This window comes from Youngimonas ophiurae (nom. illeg.) (assembly GCF_049803795.1).
Classification (GTDB): Bacteria; Pseudomonadota; Alphaproteobacteria; order Rhodobacterales; family Rhodobacteraceae; genus Thalassobius.
The window spans coordinates 58,521-80,415 of record NZ_JBNAGJ010000008.1; the positions used below are offsets into that span (position 1 = coordinate 58,521).

Sequence of the window (21,895 nt, forward strand, 5' to 3'; positions counted from 1 at the left end):
CAGCGGGGGTGTATTTTTTGGGAACGTCGGTTCAGCGGACAAAAGCGCGCTTTCGCTGCGGTTTCACCAATGTCTACTTGGGGCGGCAAGGCGTCCTGTTACAGGCTGGCATCCAGATCCCAAGTTGAGACAGGCGCATAACCGAATTTCATGTAGGCATCTTGCAACAGGATTTTACGACACCCGTGCACTTGAAATCATTCACACACAGAAAGCGTTGCAAAACCGTTCCGTTCTAAGACAGTGAATCAAAATTTTTGAATGAAGTCTTGATCCAAGTATGTTCGCTCCGCTCGGATGATCGCTTCGTGAGGGATAAGTGACTTCATCCACTCTTCTAGCTCTTTTTGCGTGTCTCCAATAAACTTACCGGATGTGATCTTTTGATCGCTTTGAGGTATCCAGTGACCGTAAGTTGAAGTGACAGAGATCCTGTATATGCCCTTGGGATTGTATCCTATCGAAAGGCGCAGGCTTGGGCCTTTCGTCTCTAATGTGCAAGAGTGAAACTGGCGCTGCGAGTTAATTAGCTTGCATTCTCCACCCAACTGTTCAGCTTTTTCATAAACGTCAGCGATGATTTCATTTCGAAACTCATCCGTTAGATACGTGTCATCAATAAAGACTGATGAAGTCGAAATAGATTGGGCGCATGCGCTCAAAAATAAAGGCGCACCTAAGTGAACTACCCGTTCTTTTCTAGAAGTGGCCTTCTTCAAACCTTCCCACAAAGGGCGCACAGACAGGGTATGGATCAAACGCATCGGGAGTGCCCAAAAAAATTCTCTCAGAGGTTGTCACAAGCCAAAAGTCCAAACAACCGGAAATTCGGGACTCGCGCAGTATCCGTCACTTTGGGCTCAAACCAGACATTAGATCTACGATATTGCCGTTGATCGCACATGATCAGCGGCACCGCGTGTCAGGGTCGCCCGAGCGGGCCTTATCCCAGGTAATCCGCGCGTTGCAGGCCGTATTTGGCCATCTTCTCGTTCAGGGTGCGGCGGGGCAGGCAGAGTTCCTCCATCACCGACGCGATCGAGCCCTTGTGGCGGCGCATCGTGTTGTCGATCAGCATCCGCTCGAACGCCTCCACGTATTCTTTCAGCGGTTTGCCCTCGGTGGTCATGACCGGCTGCATTTCATCGTGATCGGCCATCAGAAGCGAGGTGATCGTCCCGCTGCCCCGGCGCGATTGCAGCACGGCGCGTTCGGCGATGTTGATCAGCTGGCGCACATTGCCCGGCCACGGGGCCTGTAGAAGCTGCGCGGCCTCTTGCGCGCTGACTTTGGGGGCATCGCAGCCGTATTCCTCGGAGAATTGCTCGGACAGGCGGGTGAACAGGGTCAGGATGTCCTCGCCCCGCTGACGCAGGGGCGGCAGGGTGATGCGCAAAGCGGCCAGACGATAGAATAGATCGGGGCGCAGGGCGTCCTCGCAGGTGCGATCCTGTTCCTGCATGTTGCAGATCGCCACGATCCGGGTTTCGGGCGGGGTGCCCTGATCGTTGATCACGCTCAGCAGACGGGCTTGCAGACTGTCTGACAGCGCCTCGACATCCTCCAGCACCAGCGTGCCGCCGCGGGCCTCTTCGATGGCGGGCAACTGGCTGTCCTCGGGCAGCATGGGGCCAAAGAGGCGCTTGGCCAGCGCGTCCTCATCCCAGGCGGAACAAGACAGCAGCACGAATTTCTTACCGGCCCGCGCACCAACCGCGTGCAGGGCATGGGCGACCAGCGTCTTACCCGTGCCGGTTTCCCCGTCGATCAGAACATGGCCGTCGGCCTGGCCCAGATCCAGAATATCCTCTTTCAGGCGCTCCATCACGGGCGAGGCGCCGATCAGTTTCTTCATCAACTGGCCACCATCGGACAGCTCGCGCCGCAGGGCGCGGTTGTCCATGGTCAGCCGGCGGGCGTTGGTGGCCTTCTTGGCCAGCTCGGTCATGCGGTCGGGGTTGAAGGGCTTTTCCAGAAAATCGAACGCGCCCACGCGCATTGCCTCGACCGCCATGGGCACATCGCCATGGCCAGTGATCATGATCACGGGCAGCGCACTGTCAGAGCCCATCAGTTTTTTCAAAAACTGCATCCCGTCCATGCCGGGCATCTTGATGTCGGAAATCACAATGCCGGGATATTCGGGGCCCAGGGCCTTCAGCGCGTCCTCGGCGCTGGCAAAGGTTTCGGTGTCATAGCCCGACAGGGCCAGCCACTGGCTGATGGACTGACGCATGTCCTGTTCGTCATCCACAATCGCGATTTTCATCACTTTCGACATATTGGCCATTGAGGGGGTTACTCCGCCGCTTCTATTTCTGAGTCGTCTGTTAAAATAGGCAGTTGCATTTCGAATACAGCCCCCCCGCCCTCGGCATTACGAGCGGTTAACCGCCCACCAAGGTCACTGACAATCCCTGAGGAGATGGCCAGACCCAGCCCCACGCCCTCGCCCGGTTTCTTGGTGGTGTAGAACGGTTCGAACAGCTCATCGAGGTCATCAATCCCGTGGCCATTGTCGCGCACCGTCAGGGTTGCGGTTTCACCGGCGGCCAGGATGATGTCCACCTCGGGGTCGTCCTGGCCCTGCGTGGCGTCCAGCGCATTGCGCAGCAGATTGATCAGAACCTGCTCAATTCGCACCCTGTCGCCCATCACCATCACGGGGGTTTCGGGAATGGCGCGGGTGATGCGCACATGCCTGTTTTTCAACTGCGGTTCCATCATCGACAAGGCCGAGGCCAGCGCGTCATTCATGTTCACCGGGGTGAAACTGTCGCCGCCTTTGCGGGCATAGGATTTCAGCTGCCGGGTGATCGTACCCATCCGTCCGATCAGATCGTCAATGCGCTGAAACGAGGACAGGGCCTCGTCCGGGCGGTTGCGGTTGAGCAGCAGCCGCGCCCCCGCCAGATAGGTTTTCATCGCCGCCAGAGGCTGGTTCAATTCGTGGCTGACAGCGGCTGACATTTCCCCCAAGGCGGCCAGTTTCTGGCTTTGCGCCAGGGTCTGTTCGGCCACGGCCAGGGTTTCCTGCACGCGCTCGCGCTCGGCGATTTCCCGCTGGAGCCGCGCGTTCAATGCGCGAAGATCCGCCGCATCGCGCTGAAACAGAGCCATTCTGACCGCCGTTTTCCGGCTGAGAAAATAGAAGGCCAGCGCCAGCAGAATCGCGAATCCCATGATCTCCAGCGCCAGAAAGCCGTTCACCTTCTCGCGCACGCTGTCATAGGTGGTGAAACTGGTGATGCGCCAGCCGCGGAAGGGAATGCGCGTTTCCATCCGCATCACGGCCTCGCCGGCGACATAGGCATCGGCCGGCACCGCCGCCCAGTCGCTGGTGGCCTGAATGGCGCGGGCGATGGCGCTTTCGACCGGATCGGTTTTCAGCGCCTCTTCCTCGGACAGGCCACGCCAGCGCGGCTCGGTTGCCATGATGATCCGGCCCGCGCTGTCCGTCACCAGAACCGCGTCGGAAATCCCCGCCCAGGCGCGTTCGAACTTGGCCAGGTCCACCTCAACCAGGATGACGCCGGCCACCTCGCCCTGGCTGTCGATCCGGCGCGAATAGGTGAAGCTGTAGCCGCCGCTTTCGCGCCGGAGCACGGTAAACACCGTGTCCGAGGCCCGCACCGCGTTCAAAAAATACGGATCCTGCCGGTGCTGCGAGCCCAGCCGGTTGCGATCCGTCGCCGCCACCGCGCGCCCGTCCTTATCCAGCAGCATCAGGCTGGCGGCGCCAATTTCGTCAACAAAGGAGATCAGCCGCTGCGTGGATTGCGAAAAATCGCCCGAGTTCAGCGCCCCGATCAGCGCCGCATCGCGCGCCAGCAGCTGCGGCACGATGGCGTTGCGGCGCAGTTCCGACAGCAGGTTGCCGCCATAAAGCGCCAGGCGCAGCTCGGCCCGGTTGCGGGTGTTCTGGGTGAAGCGGTCGGTCAGCAGGTTGTTGGTGACGACCACCGTCACCACGGCCAGAACGGTCAGCACCAACAATGCCACACGCACCCGCCAACTGATGGGGCCGGTGCGTTCAGGCATGTTCTGCAATTTTTCGGTCAGGGCCATGCCGCAGACTACGCCGAGCCGCGGGCACGCTCAAGTCACGCGGTAACAAGCTGGTCCATCAACGCGCGGAACATTGCCACCCCATCGGTGCCGCCGTGGCGTTCGTCTGCCGCGCGCTCGGGGTGGGGCATCATGCCCAGCACGCGCCGGTTCTTGGAAATCACACCGGCAATATCCGCGACCGAGCCATTGGGGTTATCGGTATAGGTAAAGGCGATGCGCCCCTCATCGCGCAACTGCGCCAGCTTTTCATCGGTGACATAGTAGTTGCCATCGTGGTGCGCGATGGGCACGTTGATCACCTGCCCCGCCTCATAGCCCGAGGTAAACGCAGTGTCGGCGGTTTCCACCTTCAGACCCACGGTTTTGCAGATATATTTCAGATTGGCATTGCGGCGCAGGGCACCGGGCAGAATGCCGGTCTCGGTCAGCACCTGAAACCCGTTACAGATGCCGATGGCATAGCCGCCGCGCTCGGTATGGGCGATCAGCGACTTGCAGATGGGCGAGTTGGCCGCGATGGCCCCGCAGCGCAGATAATCGCCGAAGGAAAACCCGCCCGGCACGCCAACGATGTCAATATCGCCAGGCAGTTCGGTGTCCTTATGCCAGACCATGCTGACATCCGCGCCGGCCTGTTCAAAGGCAACGGCCAGGTCTCGGTCGCAGTTGGATCCGGGGAATACGATGACGGCGGCTTTCATGGCGCGGGCTCCTGTCCGGATCAGTTCAGTTCGATCGAGTAGCTTTCGATGACGGTATTCGCCAGCAGCTTCTCGCACATCTCTTTGACGGTCTCTTCGGTGGACCCTTCGGCCAGGTCCAGTTCGATCACCTTGCCCTGTCGGACGCCTTCGACGCCATCAAAGCCCAGCTGGCCCAATGCGTGGCGCACGGCCTCGCCCTGCGGGTCCAGAACGCCGTTTTTCAGCATGACATGAACTCGAGCTTTCATCAGTCTTTCCTTATCTCGCGCTTGGATCGTTATGGTGGATCAGTTGATCAGGGTCGGTTTGATGGGGGTCGCGCCCTTGGGCAGAACGCCCAGGCGGCGAGCCACTTCGGTATAGGCGTCGGTCAGGCTGCCCAGATCGCGGCGGAACACGTCCTTGTCCAGCTTCTGATTGGTTTCCAGATCCCACAGGCGGCAGCTGTCGGGGCTGATTTCATCGGCCACGACCAGACGCTGGAAATCGCCCTCGTAGACGCGGCCGATTTCAATCTTGAAGTCGATCAGCTTGATGCCCACGCCATACATGACCCCCGACAGGAAATCATTCACACGCAGCGCAAGCGACAGAATGTCATCCATGTCCTGCTGGCTGGCCCAGCCGAAGGCGGCGATATGTTCCTCGGTGACCAGAGGATCGCCCAGCTTATCGTCCTTATAGCAATATTCCACGATCGGGCGCGGCAGTTGCGTGCCTTCCTCGATGCCCAGACGTTTGGACATGGACCCGGCCGCATAGTTGCGCACGATGACCTCCAGCGGGATGATCTCGCAGCTGCGCACCAGCTGTTCGCGCATGTTCAGGCGGCGCAGGAAATGCGTCGGCACGCCGACATTGGCCAGGCCCAGCATGAAATATTCGGACAAGAAGTTGTTCAGAACGCCCTTGCCCTCGATCACGTCTTTTTTCTCGGCGTTGAACGCGGTGGCGTCATCCTTGAAGTACTGAACGATGGTCCCCGGTTCGGGGCCTTCATACAGTGTCTTCGCTTTGCCTTCGTAGATTTTCTTGCGCCGTGCCATGGCCACTCCGTCGCTGTGGCCGGGATGAGTCCCGGTGTTTTCGCGTGTTTTGCGCCCTCTTAGTCTATGGGAGCCCCTGTCGCAAGAGAGCGCGCACCGAATGCCCCTTTCGCCCCCGCTTGCCCCTTGCGCGAGGCGCGCCATACGGGCATATCTGTGCAAACACCAACGTCAGCCGAGGACACTGGAATGACCACCTTTGACGATCGCGAACAAGCATTCGAAGCAAAATTCGCCCATGATGAAGCAATGCAGTTCAAGGCCGATGCCCGCGCCAATAAACTGCTGGGCCTGTGGGCGGCGGAATTGCTGGGCAAATCGGGCGATGAGGCCGCGGCCTATGCCAAAACCGTAATCGTCGCGGATTTCGAAGAAGCCGGTCACGAGGACGTCGTGCGCAAAGTCGCCGCCGATCTGGAAGGCAAGGCCGACGCAGACGCCATCCGCGCCAAACGTGCCGAACTGCTGGCCGTTGCCAAGAATGAGATCATGACAGATCTCTAATCCTGTCTGATTTCAACAGGTTACACGAAACGCGGCCCCTTGCGGCCGCGTTTTTCTTTGGCGCTGCCGTGATGCTTTCGTGATGCGGACTGTCGCGGCGCTCACAACCTTCTTGAACAATATGAATTTGCGCTTTGCCCGCAAACGTGACAGGTAGCGGGCAAAATCCGCCCACCCTGAGGATCCGAAAATGACCAATGCACTTTCGAAACTGCTGGAAACCCGCGACTGGCTGATGGCCGATGGCGCGACGGGCACGAACCTGTTCAATATGGGGCTTAGCTCGGGCGATGCGCCCGAACTGTGGAACGAAGAACACCCCGACCGGATCAAGAAACTGTATCTGGGCGCGGTGGATGCCGGCTCGGACCTGTTTCTGACCAACTCGTTTGGCGGCAATGCTTCGCGACTGAAACTGCACGGCGCGGAAAAACGCGCGCGCGAATTGTCGCGGATGAGCGCCGAGATCGGCCGCGAGGTCGCCGATGCCTCGGGGCGCACCGTGATCGTGGCCGGTTCCGTTGGCCCCACGGGCGAGATTTTCGCCCCCATGGGCCCGATGACACATGCCGCCGCCGTTGAAATCTTCCACGAACAGGCCGAGGGCCTGAAAGAGGGCGGCGCAGACGTTCTGTGGCTGGAAACCATCTCGGCCCCCGAAGAATACAAAGCCGCCGCCGAGGCCTTTGCCCTGGCCGATATGCCCTGGTGCGGCACCATGAGCTTTGACACCGCCGGGCGTACCATGATGGGCGTGACCAGCGCCGCGATGGTGGATATGGTGGAAAAACTGCCCAATCCTCCGCTGGCCTTTGGCGCGAACTGCGGGGTTGGCGCGTCTGACCTGCTGCGCACCGTGCTGGGCTTTGCCGCGCATGGCACCGAACGGCCGATCATTGCCAAAGGCAACGCCGGCATTCCCAAGTATCACGACGGCCACATCCATTACGATGGCACCCCCGAGCTGATGGCAGAATATGCCGTTCTGGCCCGCGATGCCGGGGCCACCATCATCGGCGGCTGCTGCGGCACCATGCCCGAGCACCTGTCGGCCATGCGGGCGGCACTGGAAACCCGCGAACGCGGCCCGCGCCCCTCGCTGGAACAGATCGCCGAGACACTGGGCGGGTTTTCCTCGGCTTCGGATGGCACCGGAGAGGACGCCGACGCCCCCGCCAAGGGCCGCCGGGGCTCGCGTCGCCGGCGGGGCTAACCCCCCCCGTGCAGGAACGAAAGGGCCGTGTCTTCGCGGCCCTTCTTTTGGCCCGGATATGCCCCCCTATATGACACAGGTCAGAGCAGAGCCTCGCGCTGTGCCGTAGACTCATGCTTGCGCGAACGTCGTACTTCCGGAGGAGAAGCCATGACAAGCCAAGCCGATTTCAGAACCCGTTGGGCCAGCATGTCCGCCCAGAAACGAGACGATTTCCTGGGGGCGATCCGCGCCTGGGGCAAGCTGAGCGACGACCAGATCGCCGCCTTTCCGGACGTCCCGCAATTGCGTGACATGATGGATTGCCTATGCGCCTGCGAGGAATCCTATGACAAGTCCATCGAGAAATGCAAAGACAGCGCAGACCCGGACAAATGCCGCATCGGAGCGCGCGAGGCCCTGACCCAGTGCTGCGCGAAATGCGGTGACTGAGCGCCCCTCTTGTGCGGATCTGGACCGCGCTCTGGCCCGGTGGCAGGCGATGTCTGCGCCCGAAAGATTCGAATTCGCCCAGCGTTTTCAGTCTCTTGGGTTGGTTGCGGATGCCCTTGGGCGGCCCGTATTCGAAACCGCCCGCCCCCTTCCGCCTGAACCGCCCGAAGAAGAGGACGAAGACGCCACCCCCGAACAGAAATGCGTAAACAGGTGTTTTCGCGCCTTTGATCGCATGATGACAATCTGCGGCCAGGTCCACGAAGAGGGCGGCGATTCCGAGGCCTGCGCATTGTCAGCCCAGATGGCGCTGCGCAGTTGTCTGGCCGCGTGCCGGGGGGAGGATTAGGCGTCAGAAAAGGCTCAGCTGATCGCCCTTTCGGGGTGGCGGCTGAAACAGGTCGCAGCGCAGCGCGGGCTGTTTGCAGTCCAGCCCCAAGCGGCGCGCTGCGGTCTTGAACCGGGCCGCGATCATTTCGGCATAGGGCCCCTGCCCGCGCATCCGGCGGCCCCATTGCGCATCGTAATCCTGCCCGCCGTGCATTTCGCGCAGCCGGGCCATGATCCGGGCCGCACGCTGCGGAAAATGCGCCTGTAGCCATTCCTGAAACAGCGCCGAGACCTCCAGCGGGAGGCGCAGCATGATCCAGCTGGCCGCATCGGCCCCGGCGTTTTTGCCCGCCTCAAGCAGCGCCTCGATCTCGTGATCGTTCAGCATCGGCACGATGGGCGAGGTCATCACCCGCACCGGCACCCCTGCCCCGGTCAGCGCGCGAATCGTGGCCAGGCGCCGTTTGGGCGAGGGCACCCGCGGCTCCATCCGGCGTGCCAGCCTGGCGTCCAGCGTGGTCACGGACACCCCGACCCGCACCAGCCCCCTGGCCGCCATCGGGGCCAGAATGTCCAGATCGCGCTCGATCAGCGTGCCCTTGGTGACGATGGCCACCGGATGATTGAAGGCCTGTAGCACCTTCAGGCAGGCGCGCATGACGCCGTGGTCGCGCTCGATCGGCTGATAGGGGTCGGTGTTGGTGCCGATAGCGATCGGCGCAACCCGATACGAAGGTTTGCGCAGCGCGCGCGCCAGAACCTGCGGCGCCTCGGGGCGGGCCACCAGCTGCGTTTCGAAATCCAGCCCCGGCGACAGGCCCAGATAGGCATGAGTGGGCCGCGCGAAACAATAAATGCAGCCGTGTTCGCACCCGCGATAGGGGTTCAGCGTCCGGTCAAACGGCAAATCGGGCGAGCGGATATAGTTGATCACGCTGCGCGGCCGTTCCTCGCGCACCTCGGTCCGGAAGGCGGGCATGGGCTCGGGCAGATCCCAGCCGTCATGCACGCGCAGCTTCTCTTGCTGTTCGAACCGTCCCGTCCGATTGCTGACAGCGCCCCGCGCGCGGCGTCTTTCCGCCTTGATCTCATGCCGTTCGTCCCAGTTCATCCCAACATTATGAACAAAACAAGAACATTTGCAATAAACGTCACAATCATGGTGAAGATTTTTCAATCCACCTTTGTCACAAACCTCCCTATAAGTCGGAACCAACCCCAGTCCGGTCGCAATCCGTCTAGTCTGACGCGCATTTTGCCGCCACATCTGGAAAAATTAAGACACCGGCGGATCACCCGCCCATAGCTAGGAAGCGCGCCATGTCGGAAGAAGAAGACATCATCCTGTCTGAACTGAACGATGAGGAACTGGTCGAGCAGATGTTCGACGATCTGTACGATGGCCTGAAAGAAGAAATCGAAGAAGGCGTGAACATCCTGCTGGAACGCGGATGGGAGCCCTACCGCGTCCTGACCGAGGCCCTGGTCGGCGGCATGACCATCGTCGGCAACGATTTCCGCGACGGCATCCTGTTCGTCCCCGAGGTGCTGCTGGCCGCCAACGCGATGAAGGGCGGCATGGCAATCCTCAAGCCTCTGCTGGCCGAGACCGGCGCGCCGCGCATGGGCAAGATGGTCATCGGCACCGTCAAGGGCGACATCCACGACATCGGCAAGAACCTGGTCTCGATGATGATGGAGGGCGCGGGTTTCGAAGTGGTCGATCTGGGGATCAACACCGATGCGGATGAATACCTGGCCGCGCTGGAATCCGAAGGTGCCGACATCCTGGGCATGTCCGCCCTGCTGACCACCACCATGCCCTATATGAAAACGGTGATCGACGCGCTGGCCGAACAGGGCAAACGCGACGATTACATCGTGCTGGTGGGCGGCGCGCCCCTGAACGAGGAATTCGGAAAAGCCATCGGTGCCGACGCCTATTGCCGCGATGCGGCCGTGGCCGTGGAAACCGCCAAAAGCTTTGTTGCGCGCAAGCATAATCAGCTCAGCGCCTGACCCCGGATCGGCCCGCCCCGCGCGTGCGGGCCCTTTTGCCTCTGTTGTTTCATGACCCTGCCCAGCGATGACAGCCTGACCTCCCAGGGGCTTGCCCCCTCGCACAAGGCCGCAAGCGTGCTGATCATCGCCTGCGGGGCGCTGGCGCGTGAAATCCTGGCGCTGATCGAACGCAATGGCTGGTCCCATATGGACCTGACCTGCCTGCCCGCCATCCTGCATAACCACCCCGAGCGGATCGCCGATGCGGTGGAACGGGCCATTCTGGACCATCAGAGCAGCCACAGGCATCTGTTCGTCGCCTATGCCGATTGCGGCACCGGCGGCGCGCTTCAGAAGGTCTGTGAACGCCATGCCGTGCCGATGATCCGCGGCCCGCACTGCTATGCCTTTTTCGAGGGCGTCGATCGGTTCGCACAGCACGACGACGAGATCACCGCCTTCTACCTGACCGATTTCCTGACCCGGCAATTTGACGCCTTTGTCTGGAAACCTCTGGGGCTGGATCGCCACCCCGACTTGCGGGACATGTATTTCGGCCATTACACCAAACTGATCTATCAGGCGCAAACCGACGACCCGGCCCTGACCGCCAAAGCCCAGGACTGCGCCACCCGCCTGGGCCTGCAATTCGAGCGCCGCTTCACTGGCTATGGCGATCTGCAAACGGCCCTGGCGGCATTGTGACTTAGGGCAGCAGGGCCTTACGCTTTACTCGCAGCGATGGCGCACCTTGCGCTCAAAGGCACACTAAACCCCCAAAGACCCTATGCCGATCCAAACGGCGAAGCCCATATCACCACCATGCCGCGCCCCCGCGCACAGTAAAACTATAGGGACTGTCCATTTAAACGCACCTCGGGGGCCATAGGCCCCCGACGCCGCTTCGGCGTCTGCCGAAGCTCCCCATGCGTGGCGCAGCCACTCCGCTGGATCACGCCCCCCGGATCACACTGCCCGCATCACGCCGCCGCACATACCTGCCGGATCCGCTCGATCATCGCCCGCACCCCGTTCGAGCGCTGCGCCGACAGATGTTCATTCAGCCCCAGCCGCGCCAGTTCCGCATGGGCATCCACCGCTGCGACCTCGGCCACCGGCACCCCGTTGTACAGCGCGCGCAGCACCGCAATCAGCCCGCGCACGATCAGCGCGTCACTGTCACCATCAAAGGAAAACACCCCGCCCTCGATCTTGGGATGCAGCCAGACCTGACTGGCGCAGCCATCCACCTTGGTTGCGGGCACTTTCAGCGCGTCCTCCAGCGGATCCATCGCCTTGCCCTGTTCGATCACATAGCGATAGCGATCCTCCCAGTCCTCCAGGAAGTCAAAATCCTCAACGATGTCCTCAAACGCTTCGGTGGCCATGCCCGCCCCTTTATCGCTGTGCCGTTTCAGTCTGTCCCCACCTAGGCTGCATCTTGCCAAAGGTCCAGCCCCCGCGCGCGCCTTGCGCCTTTTCAAGCGCGCGCTGATAAGGTAACCCACTCAGGACAGCGACAAAGGCGAATGTAATGCGCAAACCTTTCACGGCCCTTCTGATCTCGTCCCTTCTGCTTGCCGGTTGCGGGGGCTCTGGCCTCAATCCGCTGAACTGGTTCGGACGCGGGCAGCCCGTGCCGGTTGCCACCGAAGGGGCCAATCCGCTGATCCCGGCCAAGCGCCGCAACAGTTTCTTTCGCCGCGGCGAAAAGATCTATACCGGCGTGCCCATCCATCGCGTGACCACCCTGAAAATCGAGCGCGTGCCCGGCGGCGCTCTGATCCGGGCGACGGGCGTGGCGCAGGTTCAGGGCTCGTATGATGTGGCGCTGATCGCCACCAATGACGATCGGCCCGTGGATGGCGTTCTGACTTATGAATTCCGTGCCGAGATGCCCAAACGCCGTGTGGTGCAGGGCTCGGAATGGAGCCGCACCGTCACCGTGGCCACCTTCCTGACAGAGAATGAACTGGACGGGGTGCGCAGCATCAATGTGGTCGGCGCCCAGAACGCGCTGAGCGCGCGGCGCCGGTAATCCACGGCCGGCACCCAGGTTAGCCCCGACGTTAGCCTCCGGCCCCGCTGACGATCCGCCGCTTAAAGCTCGACGATTTTCACCTGTTTGCCCTTGGCAGCCAGGGCGATCTCTCCGTCGCACAGACGCAGCGCATCTTCGCCGAAAACCTCGCGGCGCCAACCGCTTAGCGCAGGCACATCGCGCATCCCGGCGGCAATCGCGTCCAGATCCGCCGCGGGCGCGATCAGCTTCGAGGCCACCCCCGCCGTTTCCGTCTTCGCCTTCAACAGCACGCGCAGCAGATCGGCCAGCGCCGGGTTTACCTGAAGCTTGTCCTTGGCGTTGGACACTTTGGGATGGTCCTCGGGCGGGCAATCCATCCCGATTTTCACGGCGGTCAGAATGCCCTCTGCGATTTCACCCTTGCGGGCCTCGCGCAGCAGCAAGCGCGAGCGGCCCAGATCCTTCATCGACGCCGGTTTGGTCGAGGCCAGCTCGACCAGCGCATCGTCCTTGAACACCCGGTTGCGCGGGATATTGCGCGATTGGGCATAGCCTTCGCGGAACCGGGCCAGTTCACGTACGATGGCCAGGAATTTACCGCTGCTGGTGCGGGTTTTCACCCGCTGCCAGGCGTTTTCAGGATGCACGATATAGGTTTCGGGGTTTGTCAGAACCTGCAACTCTTCCTGCACCCATTTCTCGCGCTTGTTTTTCTTCAGCTGAGCGGCCAGGAATTCATAAATCTTGCGCAGATGCGTCACATCCGCCAGCGCATAGGTTTTCTGATTATCTGTCAGCGGACGGCGGGACCAATCGGTAAAGCGGTGCGATTTGTCCAGGCTGCCCTTGGCGATTTTGCGCACCAGGGTCTCATAGCCCACCTGTTCGCCAAAGCCGCAGACCATCGCGGCAACCTGCGTGTCGAACAGCGGCTCGGGGAAGACACCGGCATCGACAAAGAAAATCTCAAGATCCTGACGCGCGGCGTGGAACACTTTGACAACCGAGGTATCGCGGAACAGATCGTACAGAGGTTCCAACGACAGATCCTTGGCCAGCGGGTCAATCAGCACCGCGTTGTCGTCGGTCTCGCCCGGCATGGCCATCTGGATCAGGCAGAGTTTCGAATAATACGTCCGCTCGCGCAGGAATTCAGTGTCCAGGGTGACGTAATCATGAGTGCGGGCTTCGGCGCAGAATGCGGCCAGGTCTTCCGTCGTCGTCAGTGTTTTCATGCGGGCGGGTATCGTCTCTGCCTAAGTGCGGTTCTGGGCGGTTTTATGCGTATACGTCAAAGCACGGCCAATGGAAAGCCAGCGCGCAACGGAAGCCTAGCCCAGCATCAAGGGCGCGGTTTCCCCTGCTGCAAAACGGCGCAAAACAGCGGGGTAAAGCTGGTGTTCGCGCAGCAGAACGCGCGCGGCCAGGCTGTCGGGCGTGTCGCCGTCCTGAATCGGAACGCGGGCCTGGCCCAGGATCGGGCCGTCATCCAGCGCAGGGGTCACCAGATGAACGGTGCAGCCGGCCTGAGTATCGCCAGCCTCCAGCGCGCGGGCGTGGGTGTGCAGGCCCTTGTATTTGGGCAGCAAGGACGGGTGAATATTCAGCATCCGCCCATCGAATTCACGCACGAAGCTTTCGGTCAGCACCCGCATGAACCCTGCCAGACAGACAATATCGGGCTGAGCGGCCTTCAGCTGGTCCAGCAGAGCCGCCTGAAACGCCTCGCGGTCGCCTTTGAACGGGCGGTGATCCACGGCGAAGGTATCCACGCCCATGTCAGCGGCTTTTTGCAGGCCACCGGCCGCAGGGTCGTTCGAGCCCACCAGAACAGCACGCGCCGGGTGATCGCCCACCATGCTTTCCACCAGCTTCACCATATTCGAGCCACCGCCCGAAATCAGGATGGCCACCCGTTTGGTCACAGCAGCGCGCCCTTATAGGACACGCCCTCGCCCGCACCGATGGTGCCTAGGGCGGTGACGGTCTCGCCTGCCTCGGTCAGCAGTTCGGTCAGGGCGGCGGCGCGGTCTGCGTCCACCACCAGGATCATGCCGATGCCGCAGTTAAAGGTCTTCAGCAGCTCGGATTCTTCCATGCCGCCGGTGGCTGCCAGCCATTTGAACACGGGCGGCAGATCCCAGGCGTTCAGGTCAATCGTGGCGCCCAGCCCCTCGGGCAGAACGCGCGGCAGGTTTTCCGTCAGCCCGCCGCCGGTGATATGCGCCAGCGCGTGCACGCCCCCTGCCCGGACAGCCGCCAGCGATTGTTTGACATACAGCCGCGTCGGCGCAAGCAGGGCCGCGCCAAGGCTGCCCTCTTCCCACGGGCAATCGGCGTCCCAGCCCAGGCCGGACACCTCGACCAGTTTGCGCACCAGGCTATAGCCGTTCGAGTGCACCCCGTTCGAGCCCAGCCCCAGCAGAACCATGCCCTCGGTCACGCCATCGGGCAGATCCGCGCCGCGCTCCATCGCGCCAACGGCAAAGCCCGCCAGATCGAAATCGCCTTCGGAATACATGCCGGGCATTTCAGCGGTTTCCCCGCCGATCAGCGCGCAGCCGGACTGCACGCAGCCCTCGGCGATGCCTTCGACAATGCGGGCGGCCTGATCCAGCTCCAGCTTGCCGGTGGCGAAATAATCAAGGAAAAACAGAGGCTCAGCCCCCTGACACACCAGATCGTTGACGCACATGGCAACCAGATCAATGCCGATCGTGTCCACGTTGCCAGTGTCGATGGCGATGCGCAGCTTGGTGCCCACCCCGTCGGTGGCCCCCACCAGGATCGGATCGCTATACCCTGCGTCCTTCAGATCGAACAGCGCGCCAAAACCGCCCAGCCCCGACATCACGCCCGAGCGTTTGGTCCGTTTGGCGGCCGGTTTGATCCGGTCCACAAGTTCGTTGCCTGCATCAATATCCACGCCTGCATCTGCATAGGTCAGGCCGTTCTTGCCAGTGGTCATCAGCATATCCCCGATTACGTTGCGGCCCCCTTAGACCATTGCGCGGCGCGTGTCCACCGGCCCGCACCAGACACACCAGACACACCAGGCCCCGCATCCGGCAATCGGAGCGGGGCCAGGCACGTGGCGACGAAGGAACGGGTGTCTCCACGGGTTCGAAGGGCCTAGGGCTTGTGTTCTCCGACGGGGCAGTCCCCCTCTTCGGTGAAACAGGCATCGGCGCGCAGCTCCAGCCACATCGCGTTCAGAACAGCGAACAAAGCGGCCAGCGGCAATCCCAGAAGCCAGGCAAAATACCACATGTCATCTCTCCTTTAATACACGGTGTCGGCGTTTTCGGTGACGTCGGCCTCGGTGACCTTGCCCCACAGCACCTTATACACCCAGGCGGTATAGGCCAGGATCAGCGGCATGAAGATCGCCGTGACCACCAGCATGATGAACAGCGTCTGATGCGAGCTGGAGGCATCCCACACGGTCAGCGAACTGTTCGGATCCACGGTCGAGGGCAGGATGAACGGGAACATCGTCAACCCGACCGAGGCAATGATCCCCGTGATCCCCATCTTGGACCACAGCAGGGTCGAGACCTCGCGCCCTGCCCGCAGCCCCAGAACCGCCAGCGCGGTGCCGACAAAGCCCATGATCGGCGCAATCGCGATCCAGGGGCGCGCGGCATAGGCCGACATCCAGCTGCCACCGCGCGTGACCTCGGAATAGAGCGGGTTCGACGGGCCGTTGGGCACCACCGCATTCGTCAGCGCGAACCCATCCACCCCAAGCGCCAGCCAGACACCGGCCAGCGCATAGCCCGCCATGGCCACCAGCCCGGCCACCGTACCGATACGGCGCGCGCGCGCGGCCACCTGGCCTTCGGATTTCAGCGTCAGCCAGGCCGCGCCGTGCATCATCAGCATGGAAAAGGACACCACCCCCGCCAGCAGCGCAAAGGGGCGCAGCAGGCCAAGGAACTTGATGGCAAAGTTGCCGTCATACATCGGCATCAGATCCGGCGTCAGGTAGAAGGGCACGCCCAGCAGCACATTGCCCACAGCCACGCCGAACAGCAGCGACGGCACCGCGCCCCCCACGAACAGCGCCCAGTCCCAGCCATTGCGCCAGGCCGCGCCTTCGCGTTTCGAGCGGTACTTGAACGCCACCGGACGGACAATAAAGGCGGCCAGCACCACGAACATCGCCAGATAAAACCCCGAGAAGCTGACCGCATAGAGCGGCGGCCAGGCGGCAAAGATCGCGCCGCCCCCCAGGATGAACCAGACCTGGTTGCCCTCCCAGACCGGGCCAACGGTGTTGATGGCCATGCGGCGCTCGACATCGGTTTTGGCCACGAAAGGCAGCAGCGCCCCCACCCCCATGTCGAACCCGTCGGTCAGGGCAAACCCGATCAGCAGCACGCCCAGAAGCGCCCACCAGATCACGCGCAATACGTCAAAGTCGATCATTTCATACAGGATCATGTCAGTTACTCCGCCGGAGTTTCAGAGAAAGGGCCCTTGCCGTCATGCGTGCGCAGGCGGTGTTCGTGGCGTTTCAACCAGGCATCCGTTTCAGCGACGTCCAGATAGGGCCCCTTGCGGATGTATTTCACCATCAGGCTCATCTCGATCACAAAGAGGATCGAATAGAAGGTGACGAAGCCGGCCAGCGTGATCACCAGATCGGCGATGCTCAGATGCGAGGCCGACAGAGCGGTGGGCAAAACCCCGTCCACCGTCCAGGGCTGACGGCCGAATTCAGCGACAAACCAGCCCAGCTCGGCCGCGATCCACGGCGTCGGGATGATCGCCACCGCCGCATAAAGCGACCAGCGCGGGAATTGCATCTGCCGGAAGGACGCCCGCCAGAAGAAATAGGCCATCACCGCAATAAAGCTGAAGCCCAGCCCCACCATCAGACGGAAGGCCCAGAACAGCGGCGCCACGCCCGGCACCGTGTCATCGGCGGCCTGGCTGATCTGCGCATCCGTGGCCTCGCGCGGGTCATCGACATATTGTTTCAGCAGCAGGGCATAGCCCAGATTGTCGGAATGTTCCTCGAATGTGGTGCGCACCTCTTGCGGGGTGGCCTCGCGCTGATCGCGGATCGTCATCAGCGCATCATAGGCGATCAGGCCATCGCGGATTCTCAGCTCGGATTCGGCGACCAGATCGTTGATGCCGGGGATTTCCTCGGTCAGGCTACGCGTGCCGATCAGCCCCATCACCCAGGGGATTTCCACGGCATAATGCGTCTCGCGCGCCTCTTGATCAGGGAAGCCGACCAGGGTGAACTGCGCCGGGGCCTCGTGGGTTTCCCACATGCCCTCGATCGCGGCCAGTTTCATTTTCTGGGTGTGGCTGGCCGAGTAGCCGGACTCGTCCCCCAGCACCACGACCGACAGCGCCGCCGCCAGCCCAAAGGCCGAGGCCACCGCAATCGAGCGCCGCGCCAGATCCTTGTGCCGGTCCTGCAGCAGATACAGCGCCGATACCCCCAGCACGAAAATGCTGGCCGTGACATAGCCGGCGGAAACCGTGTGCACGAATTTGGCCTGCGCGACCTCGTTGAACAGCACCTCGAAGAACGAGGTCATCTCCATCCGCATCGTATCGGGGTTGAATTCCGCGCCCACCGGGTTCTGCATCCAGCCATTGGCAATCAGGATCCACAGCGCCGAGAAGTTCGAGCCGATCGCCACCAGCCAGGCGACAACCGCGTGCTGCACCTTGGTCAGCTTGTCCCAGCCAAAGAAGAACAACCCGACAAAGGTGGCCTCCAGGAAGAAGGCCATCAGCCCCTCAATCGCCAGCGGCGCGCCGAAGATGTCGCCCACGTAATGGCTGTAATAGCTCCAGTTCATGCCGAACTGAAACTCCATCGTGATGCCCGTGGCGACGCCCAGCACAAAGTTGATGCCGAACAGCGTGCCCCAGAATTTCGTCATCTGCCGCCAGATCGGGCGGTTGGTCATGACATAGACGGTCTCCATGATCGCCACGAGGATCGACAGACCCAGCGTCAGCGGCACAAAGAGAAAGTGATACATAGCTGTCATCGCAAACTGTAAGCGAGACAGCTCGACTAGTCCGATTTCCATGGTGAACTCCTATGGACGGTTAAAGGCGCATCTGTCACATGCATTCCCCTGACTTATATTCCGCACTCAGAATGTGGATTTGATCTGAATCAATTCTGCATTCAAAATGTGCTTTTAATCACGCAGCCCCCAGCGGCCGGGCCTCAGGCGCGCCAATCCGGATGCGTTGATCGGCGGCCTCTATTTCGGCCGGCCGGTGCGCCGCCATCAGAATCATCGCCTCGGGCAGAGCCTGGCGCACCCCCAGCATCACCGCCCGCGCGGTTTTGTCATCCAGCCCCTCGGTCGGTTCATCCAGCAAAAGAATGGCCGGATTGCGCAGGATCGCGCGCGCCAGTACCAGCCGGCGTGCCTCGCCGCCTGACAGGCCCGCCCCGCGAAATCCCAGCGGAGCCTCCAGCCCGCCTCTGGCTGTGATCACATGGTCCAGACATGCCGCACGCAAAGCGGCCCACAGGCGATCATCAGAGGCCCCCGGCGCCCCCAGCCGCAGGTTCTGCGCAACCGTTCCCGCAATCAGCCCGTGACGCTGAGGCACCATCGCAATCTGCGGCTGCGGGCCATCAATCACGGCTTCCTGCCCGTCGTCCGCCCCCAGGATCACCTGGCCGCCCGCAGGGGGCAAAGCCCCCGCCACCATCAGCAAAACCGTGCTTTTGCCACTGCCGCTTGGGCCTGTCAGCGCCGCGGTTTCCCCAGGTTTCAAGCACAGATCCACAGGGGTGAACAGATCAGAGCCCCCCGCCCCGCCCCGTCCTGCAAGAGCCCTCAGCCGCAATGAAACCGGCGCGCGCGCGGCGGGGGGGATCGGAGGCGGGCCGGCCGGCTCTGCCAGCATGGGACGCACACGGCGCGCCGCCTGGGCCATGCGCCCGATCTCGGTCAGGGCACGCCGAATGGGCGCGACAGTTTCCGCAAGCGCCAAAGCCGCAAACACGCCAATCGCAGCACTGGCCGCGCTCAGATGCCCCGCCTGCGCAAGCGCCGCTCCGGTGCCCAACGCAAGCGCCACAATCGCCCCCCCGGCAATGTCCATCCCCAGCCCCGAGCGCCGCTCGATCCTGTCCAGTTTCTGGCGCGCCGCCCCAAACCGTTCAGACGCGTGATGGCACTGCGCGGCAGCCGCGTCGATCTGGCCATAGACCGTCAGATCCTCTCTTGCGGTAACCATTTGTATTAACCGGCGGCGCGTGGCCTGCAAGGCTGCCTCGGCCTGCCGCGCAGGGGTGCGCGCCAGGCGTTGCCCCAGGAAGAACACGAAATTCGCGCCGATCAGATACCCCGGCCCGACGATCAAAGCCACCAGCGGATCCACCAGCCAAGCCAGCACCCCCGTGACCAACAGCAGCGTCAGGCCTCCGGCCAGCCCAGGCAGAACCAGGCGCAGCAGCACACCGTCCAGGGCGTCAATGTCCGCCGTGACGCGATTTAGCATCGCATCGGCCCTCAGCCGCTCTAGCTGGCGATGCGGCCACCGCAGCAGCCCCGTCAGCAAACGCACCCGAAGAGCCGAAAGCGCCCGTAGCACCGCATCATGCGTCGAGAGCCGCTCTCCGTAGCGGGCAACGGTCCGGCCAAGCGCCAGAAACCGCACCATCGCAGAGGGCGCAAAGACGTTAAACAAGATGCCGATACCCGCGATCCCAGCCGCCGCTGCCGCCGTGATAAACCAGCCCGACAACCCCAGCAGCGCGACCCCCATCAACAGCACCACAGCCGATAGGGTCAGACCGATCAACAGCGGGCGTCTTTCGGCAAGAAACAGCAATTTTGCTATATAAAACAAGTTATTCATGGCGACCGCCCTTCCCCAGATCCAGCACATGATCCATCTGCCGGATAAGATTCGGATCATGTGTCGCCACGATCAGAGTCCCGCCCGAAACCGAAAATTCCAGCAATCCGCGCAGGACAAATCGCGCCGTTTCGGGGTCCAGATCCGCCGTTGGCTCGTCCGCCAGCAGCACTGCCGGATGCCCGTGCAAAGCGCGCGCCAGCATGACGCGGCGGGCCTCTCCTCCGGACAATCCGGCTCCGTTTTCGCCCAGTTGCGCCTGCAATCCGCTGGGCAGGGACGCGACGACTTCGGCCAGCCGCGCCTGCTCTAACAGCGTGTCGGATACCGGCTGTCCGAACCCGATATTGTACCGAAGCGAACGGTTCAGAAAATGCGGAGCCTGCGGCATCCAGCCCAGATTCTGACGCCAGGCATCGACGTTTTCGCGCTCAAGAGGCGTCTGATCCAGCAGCACGGCACCAGTTTTGGCGCGCTCCAATCCGGCCAGCAGCCGCAGCAGGCTGGACTTGCCCGACCCGCTTTCGCCTATGATGGCAAGGCTTTCGCCCAGGGGGATCGACAGATCGGGATAGCGCAGTTCATGCCCCCCCCGCACAAGGGAAAGATCACGCAGATTGATCGCCGTCGGCACGGAAAACCCGCATGGCCCGTTAACCGATCTTAACATGTCCGGGCGCGTTTCGCCCTGCCATTGGGCAAGCTCATCCAGCACCGCCTCGGCGGCGGCCTTATCGTGCCAGGCGGCGGCCAGATCCCGCAGGGGCTGAAAAAAATCCGGGGCCATGAGCAGCAGGAAAATCCCCGCGAAGGGCGTCAGCGGCGCCCCCCAGGTGCCCCAGTGGATTTCGCCCAGCAGCGCAAATCCCACCCAGACGGCGACCATGGCCACGCCCAGGGCCGCGAATAATTCCAGCACCGTCGAGGACAAAAATGCGATGCGCAGAACAGCCATCGTGCGGTGGCGCAACGAATCCGAGGCCTCGGAAAACCCGTCAATCAAGGCCGGGCCGGCGCCGATCAATTTCAGATCAGACAAAGCCGCAAGCCGGTCGATCAGCAGATCGCTCAACTGGCCGATTTCCCCCATCTGGCGCGCGCTGGCCTCTTTGGCGGCCCAGCCCACCAGCGCCATGAACAGCGGGATCAACGGGCCGGCCATCAGCAGCACCACCGCCACCGCCCAGCTGTGCCACAGCGCAAGCGCGAGGATCACGACAGGCATGACGCCTGATCGTAACCGGGCCGGGCGATAGCGCAGAAAATAGGGGCGCAGCGCCTCAAGTTTCTCGGCCAGCAAAGCCGCAAGAGCCCCCCCATTGCCAAGCGCAGAGTCGCCGGCCGCCCGCGCCTCTTGGGTGACGATCCGGCCGCGCACCGCCGCCAGCTGGCGTTCCAGAGCGGCGGAAAGCCGATACTGAGACCCCGCCTCGATCGCGGCGCGCAACGCGGCCAGCGCAAAGAAAACAATGGCCGCGATCAGCGGTGAAACAGGCGTCCCCCCCGCCAGCAATCCCGACAGAACAGCCGCAATCACAGCGGCCTGAAACGGCCAGATCAGCGCCGCCAGCAGGCTAAGCAGAACGCCCGCTTTGTCAGGTTTGAACTGATCCACAAGGTTTTGCGACGGGTTGGGAGACATGGCGCACCTATTTCGCATTCAGAATGCCGATTATAAGGGTTTTTGACCGGCTGTGTTGATCTCGATCAA

General features: G+C 62.2%; 23 protein-coding genes. 7 read left to right on the plus strand and 16 right to left on the minus strand.

What is annotated here, in order from left to right; all coding sequences use genetic code 11:
- Positions 1-248: 248 nt before the first annotated feature.
- From ACP15O_RS15440 to purC, 6 genes are all read right to left on the minus strand, one after another.
- Positions 249-764, minus strand: coding sequence for a hypothetical protein (locus tag ACP15O_RS15440; protein WP_425097019.1), 516 nt, complete (start codon positions 762-764; stop codon positions 249-251).
- A 179-nt stretch (positions 765-943) separates the two neighbouring features.
- On the minus strand, positions 944-2,281 hold the full coding sequence (locus ACP15O_RS15445; protein ID WP_425097109.1) for a sigma-54-dependent transcriptional regulator: 1,338 nt from the start codon (positions 2,279-2,281) through the stop codon (positions 944-946).
- Positions 2,282-2,298: 17 nt separating this feature from the next.
- Entirely contained in the window at positions 2,299-4,068 is a 1,770-nt protein-coding gene (locus tag ACP15O_RS15450; RefSeq protein WP_425097020.1) for a sensor histidine kinase, read from the minus strand.
- A gap of 35 nt (positions 4,069-4,103) precedes the next feature.
- Positions 4,104-4,772: a phosphoribosylformylglycinamidine synthase subunit PurQ gene (gene purQ, locus ACP15O_RS15455; protein WP_425097021.1), complete on the minus strand. Its 669-nt coding sequence runs from the start codon at positions 4,770-4,772 to the stop codon at positions 4,104-4,106.
- Between the two features lie 20 nt (positions 4,773-4,792).
- Positions 4,793-5,023, minus strand: a complete 231-nt coding sequence (gene purS / locus ACP15O_RS15460) for a phosphoribosylformylglycinamidine synthase subunit PurS (RefSeq protein WP_425097022.1) — start codon at positions 5,021-5,023, stop codon at positions 4,793-4,795.
- Between the two features lie 39 nt (positions 5,024-5,062).
- Positions 5,063-5,821, minus strand: a complete 759-nt coding sequence (gene purC / locus ACP15O_RS15465) for a phosphoribosylaminoimidazolesuccinocarboxamide synthase (protein ID WP_425097023.1) — start codon at positions 5,819-5,821, stop codon at positions 5,063-5,065.
- 189 nt (positions 5,822-6,010) lie between these two features.
- Here purC and ACP15O_RS15470 point away from each other — a divergent pair, with 189 nt between their 5' ends.
- From ACP15O_RS15470 to ACP15O_RS15485, 4 genes are all read left to right on the plus strand, one after another.
- Entirely contained in the window at positions 6,011-6,325 is a 315-nt protein-coding gene (locus tag ACP15O_RS15470; protein ID WP_425097024.1) for a DUF1476 domain-containing protein, read from the plus strand.
- A gap of 190 nt (positions 6,326-6,515) precedes the next feature.
- Positions 6,516-7,538: a betaine--homocysteine S-methyltransferase gene (gene bmt, locus ACP15O_RS15475; protein WP_425097025.1), complete on the plus strand. Its 1,023-nt coding sequence runs from the start codon at positions 6,516-6,518 to the stop codon at positions 7,536-7,538.
- Between the two features lie 150 nt (positions 7,539-7,688).
- Entirely contained in the window at positions 7,689-7,970 is a 282-nt protein-coding gene (locus ACP15O_RS15480) for a hypothetical protein (protein WP_425097026.1), read from the plus strand.
- On the plus strand, positions 7,963-8,319 hold the full coding sequence (locus ACP15O_RS15485) for a hypothetical protein (RefSeq protein WP_425097027.1): 357 nt from the start codon (positions 7,963-7,965) through the stop codon (positions 8,317-8,319). The genes ACP15O_RS15480 and ACP15O_RS15485 overlap by 8 nt, the downstream gene beginning before the upstream one ends.
- A 3-nt stretch (positions 8,320-8,322) precedes the next feature.
- Here the strand turns inward: ACP15O_RS15485 and ACP15O_RS15490 are convergent, their stop codons facing one another.
- Positions 8,323-9,411, minus strand: coding sequence for a PA0069 family radical SAM protein (locus tag ACP15O_RS15490; protein WP_425097028.1), 1,089 nt, complete (start codon positions 9,409-9,411; stop codon positions 8,323-8,325).
- Between the two features lie 209 nt (positions 9,412-9,620).
- Between ACP15O_RS15490 and ACP15O_RS15495 the strand changes: the two genes are divergently transcribed.
- Together ACP15O_RS15495 and ACP15O_RS15500 are read left to right on the plus strand one after the other, a co-directional pair.
- Positions 9,621-10,319, plus strand: coding sequence for a corrinoid protein (locus tag ACP15O_RS15495; RefSeq protein ID WP_425097029.1), 699 nt, complete (start codon positions 9,621-9,623; stop codon positions 10,317-10,319).
- A gap of 51 nt (positions 10,320-10,370) precedes the next feature.
- On the plus strand, positions 10,371-11,006 hold the full coding sequence (locus tag ACP15O_RS15500; RefSeq protein WP_425097030.1) for a DUF1638 domain-containing protein: 636 nt from the start codon (positions 10,371-10,373) through the stop codon (positions 11,004-11,006).
- Between the two features lie 275 nt (positions 11,007-11,281).
- Here ACP15O_RS15500 and ACP15O_RS15505 read toward each other — a convergent pair whose 3' ends face one another.
- Complete coding sequence (locus ACP15O_RS15505; protein WP_425097031.1) at positions 11,282-11,689, minus strand: SufE family protein; 408 nt, start codon at positions 11,687-11,689, stop codon at positions 11,282-11,284.
- Positions 11,690-11,835: 146 nt separating this feature from the next.
- Between ACP15O_RS15505 and ACP15O_RS15510 the strand changes: the two genes are divergently transcribed.
- Entirely contained in the window at positions 11,836-12,339 is a 504-nt protein-coding gene (locus ACP15O_RS15510; protein ID WP_425097032.1) for a hypothetical protein, read from the plus strand.
- A gap of 62 nt (positions 12,340-12,401) precedes the next feature.
- Here the strand turns inward: ACP15O_RS15510 and rnd are convergent, their stop codons facing one another.
- The 8 genes from rnd to cydD form a co-directional block, all read right to left on the minus strand.
- On the minus strand, positions 12,402-13,559 hold the full coding sequence (gene rnd, locus ACP15O_RS15515) for a ribonuclease D (protein WP_425097033.1): 1,158 nt from the start codon (positions 13,557-13,559) through the stop codon (positions 12,402-12,404).
- 96 nt (positions 13,560-13,655) lie between these two features.
- Entirely contained in the window at positions 13,656-14,249 is a 594-nt protein-coding gene (gene purN, locus ACP15O_RS15520) for a phosphoribosylglycinamide formyltransferase (RefSeq protein ID WP_425097034.1), read from the minus strand.
- The gene (purM, locus tag ACP15O_RS15525) at positions 14,246-15,292 is read right to left on the minus strand and encodes a phosphoribosylformylglycinamidine cyclo-ligase (protein WP_425097035.1); all 1,047 of its coding nucleotides are present in this window, start codon (positions 15,290-15,292) and stop codon (positions 14,246-14,248) included. The genes purN and purM overlap by 4 nt, the downstream gene beginning before the upstream one ends.
- 164 nt (positions 15,293-15,456) lie before the next feature.
- A complete protein-coding gene (gene cydX / locus ACP15O_RS15530; RefSeq protein ID WP_425097036.1) occupies positions 15,457-15,594 on the minus strand; it encodes a cytochrome bd-I oxidase subunit CydX in 138 nt (45 codons plus the stop codon).
- 12 nt (positions 15,595-15,606) lie between these two features.
- On the minus strand, positions 15,607-16,770 hold the full coding sequence (gene cydB, locus ACP15O_RS15535) for a cytochrome d ubiquinol oxidase subunit II (RefSeq protein ID WP_425097037.1): 1,164 nt from the start codon (positions 16,768-16,770) through the stop codon (positions 15,607-15,609).
- Positions 16,771-16,775: 5 nt separating this feature from the next.
- Positions 16,776-18,389, minus strand: coding sequence for a cytochrome ubiquinol oxidase subunit I (locus ACP15O_RS15540; RefSeq protein ID WP_425097038.1), 1,614 nt, complete (start codon positions 18,387-18,389; stop codon positions 16,776-16,778).
- Between the two features lie 118 nt (positions 18,390-18,507).
- Positions 18,508-20,184, minus strand: a complete 1,677-nt coding sequence (locus ACP15O_RS15545; protein ID WP_425097039.1) for an amino acid ABC transporter ATP-binding/permease protein — start codon at positions 20,182-20,184, stop codon at positions 18,508-18,510.
- The gene (gene cydD / locus ACP15O_RS15550; RefSeq protein ID WP_425097040.1) at positions 20,177-21,826 is read right to left on the minus strand and encodes a thiol reductant ABC exporter subunit CydD; all 1,650 of its coding nucleotides are present in this window, start codon (positions 21,824-21,826) and stop codon (positions 20,177-20,179) included. Before cydD ends, ACP15O_RS15545 begins: the two co-directional genes overlap by 8 nt.
- Positions 21,827-21,895 lie beyond the last annotated feature (69 nt).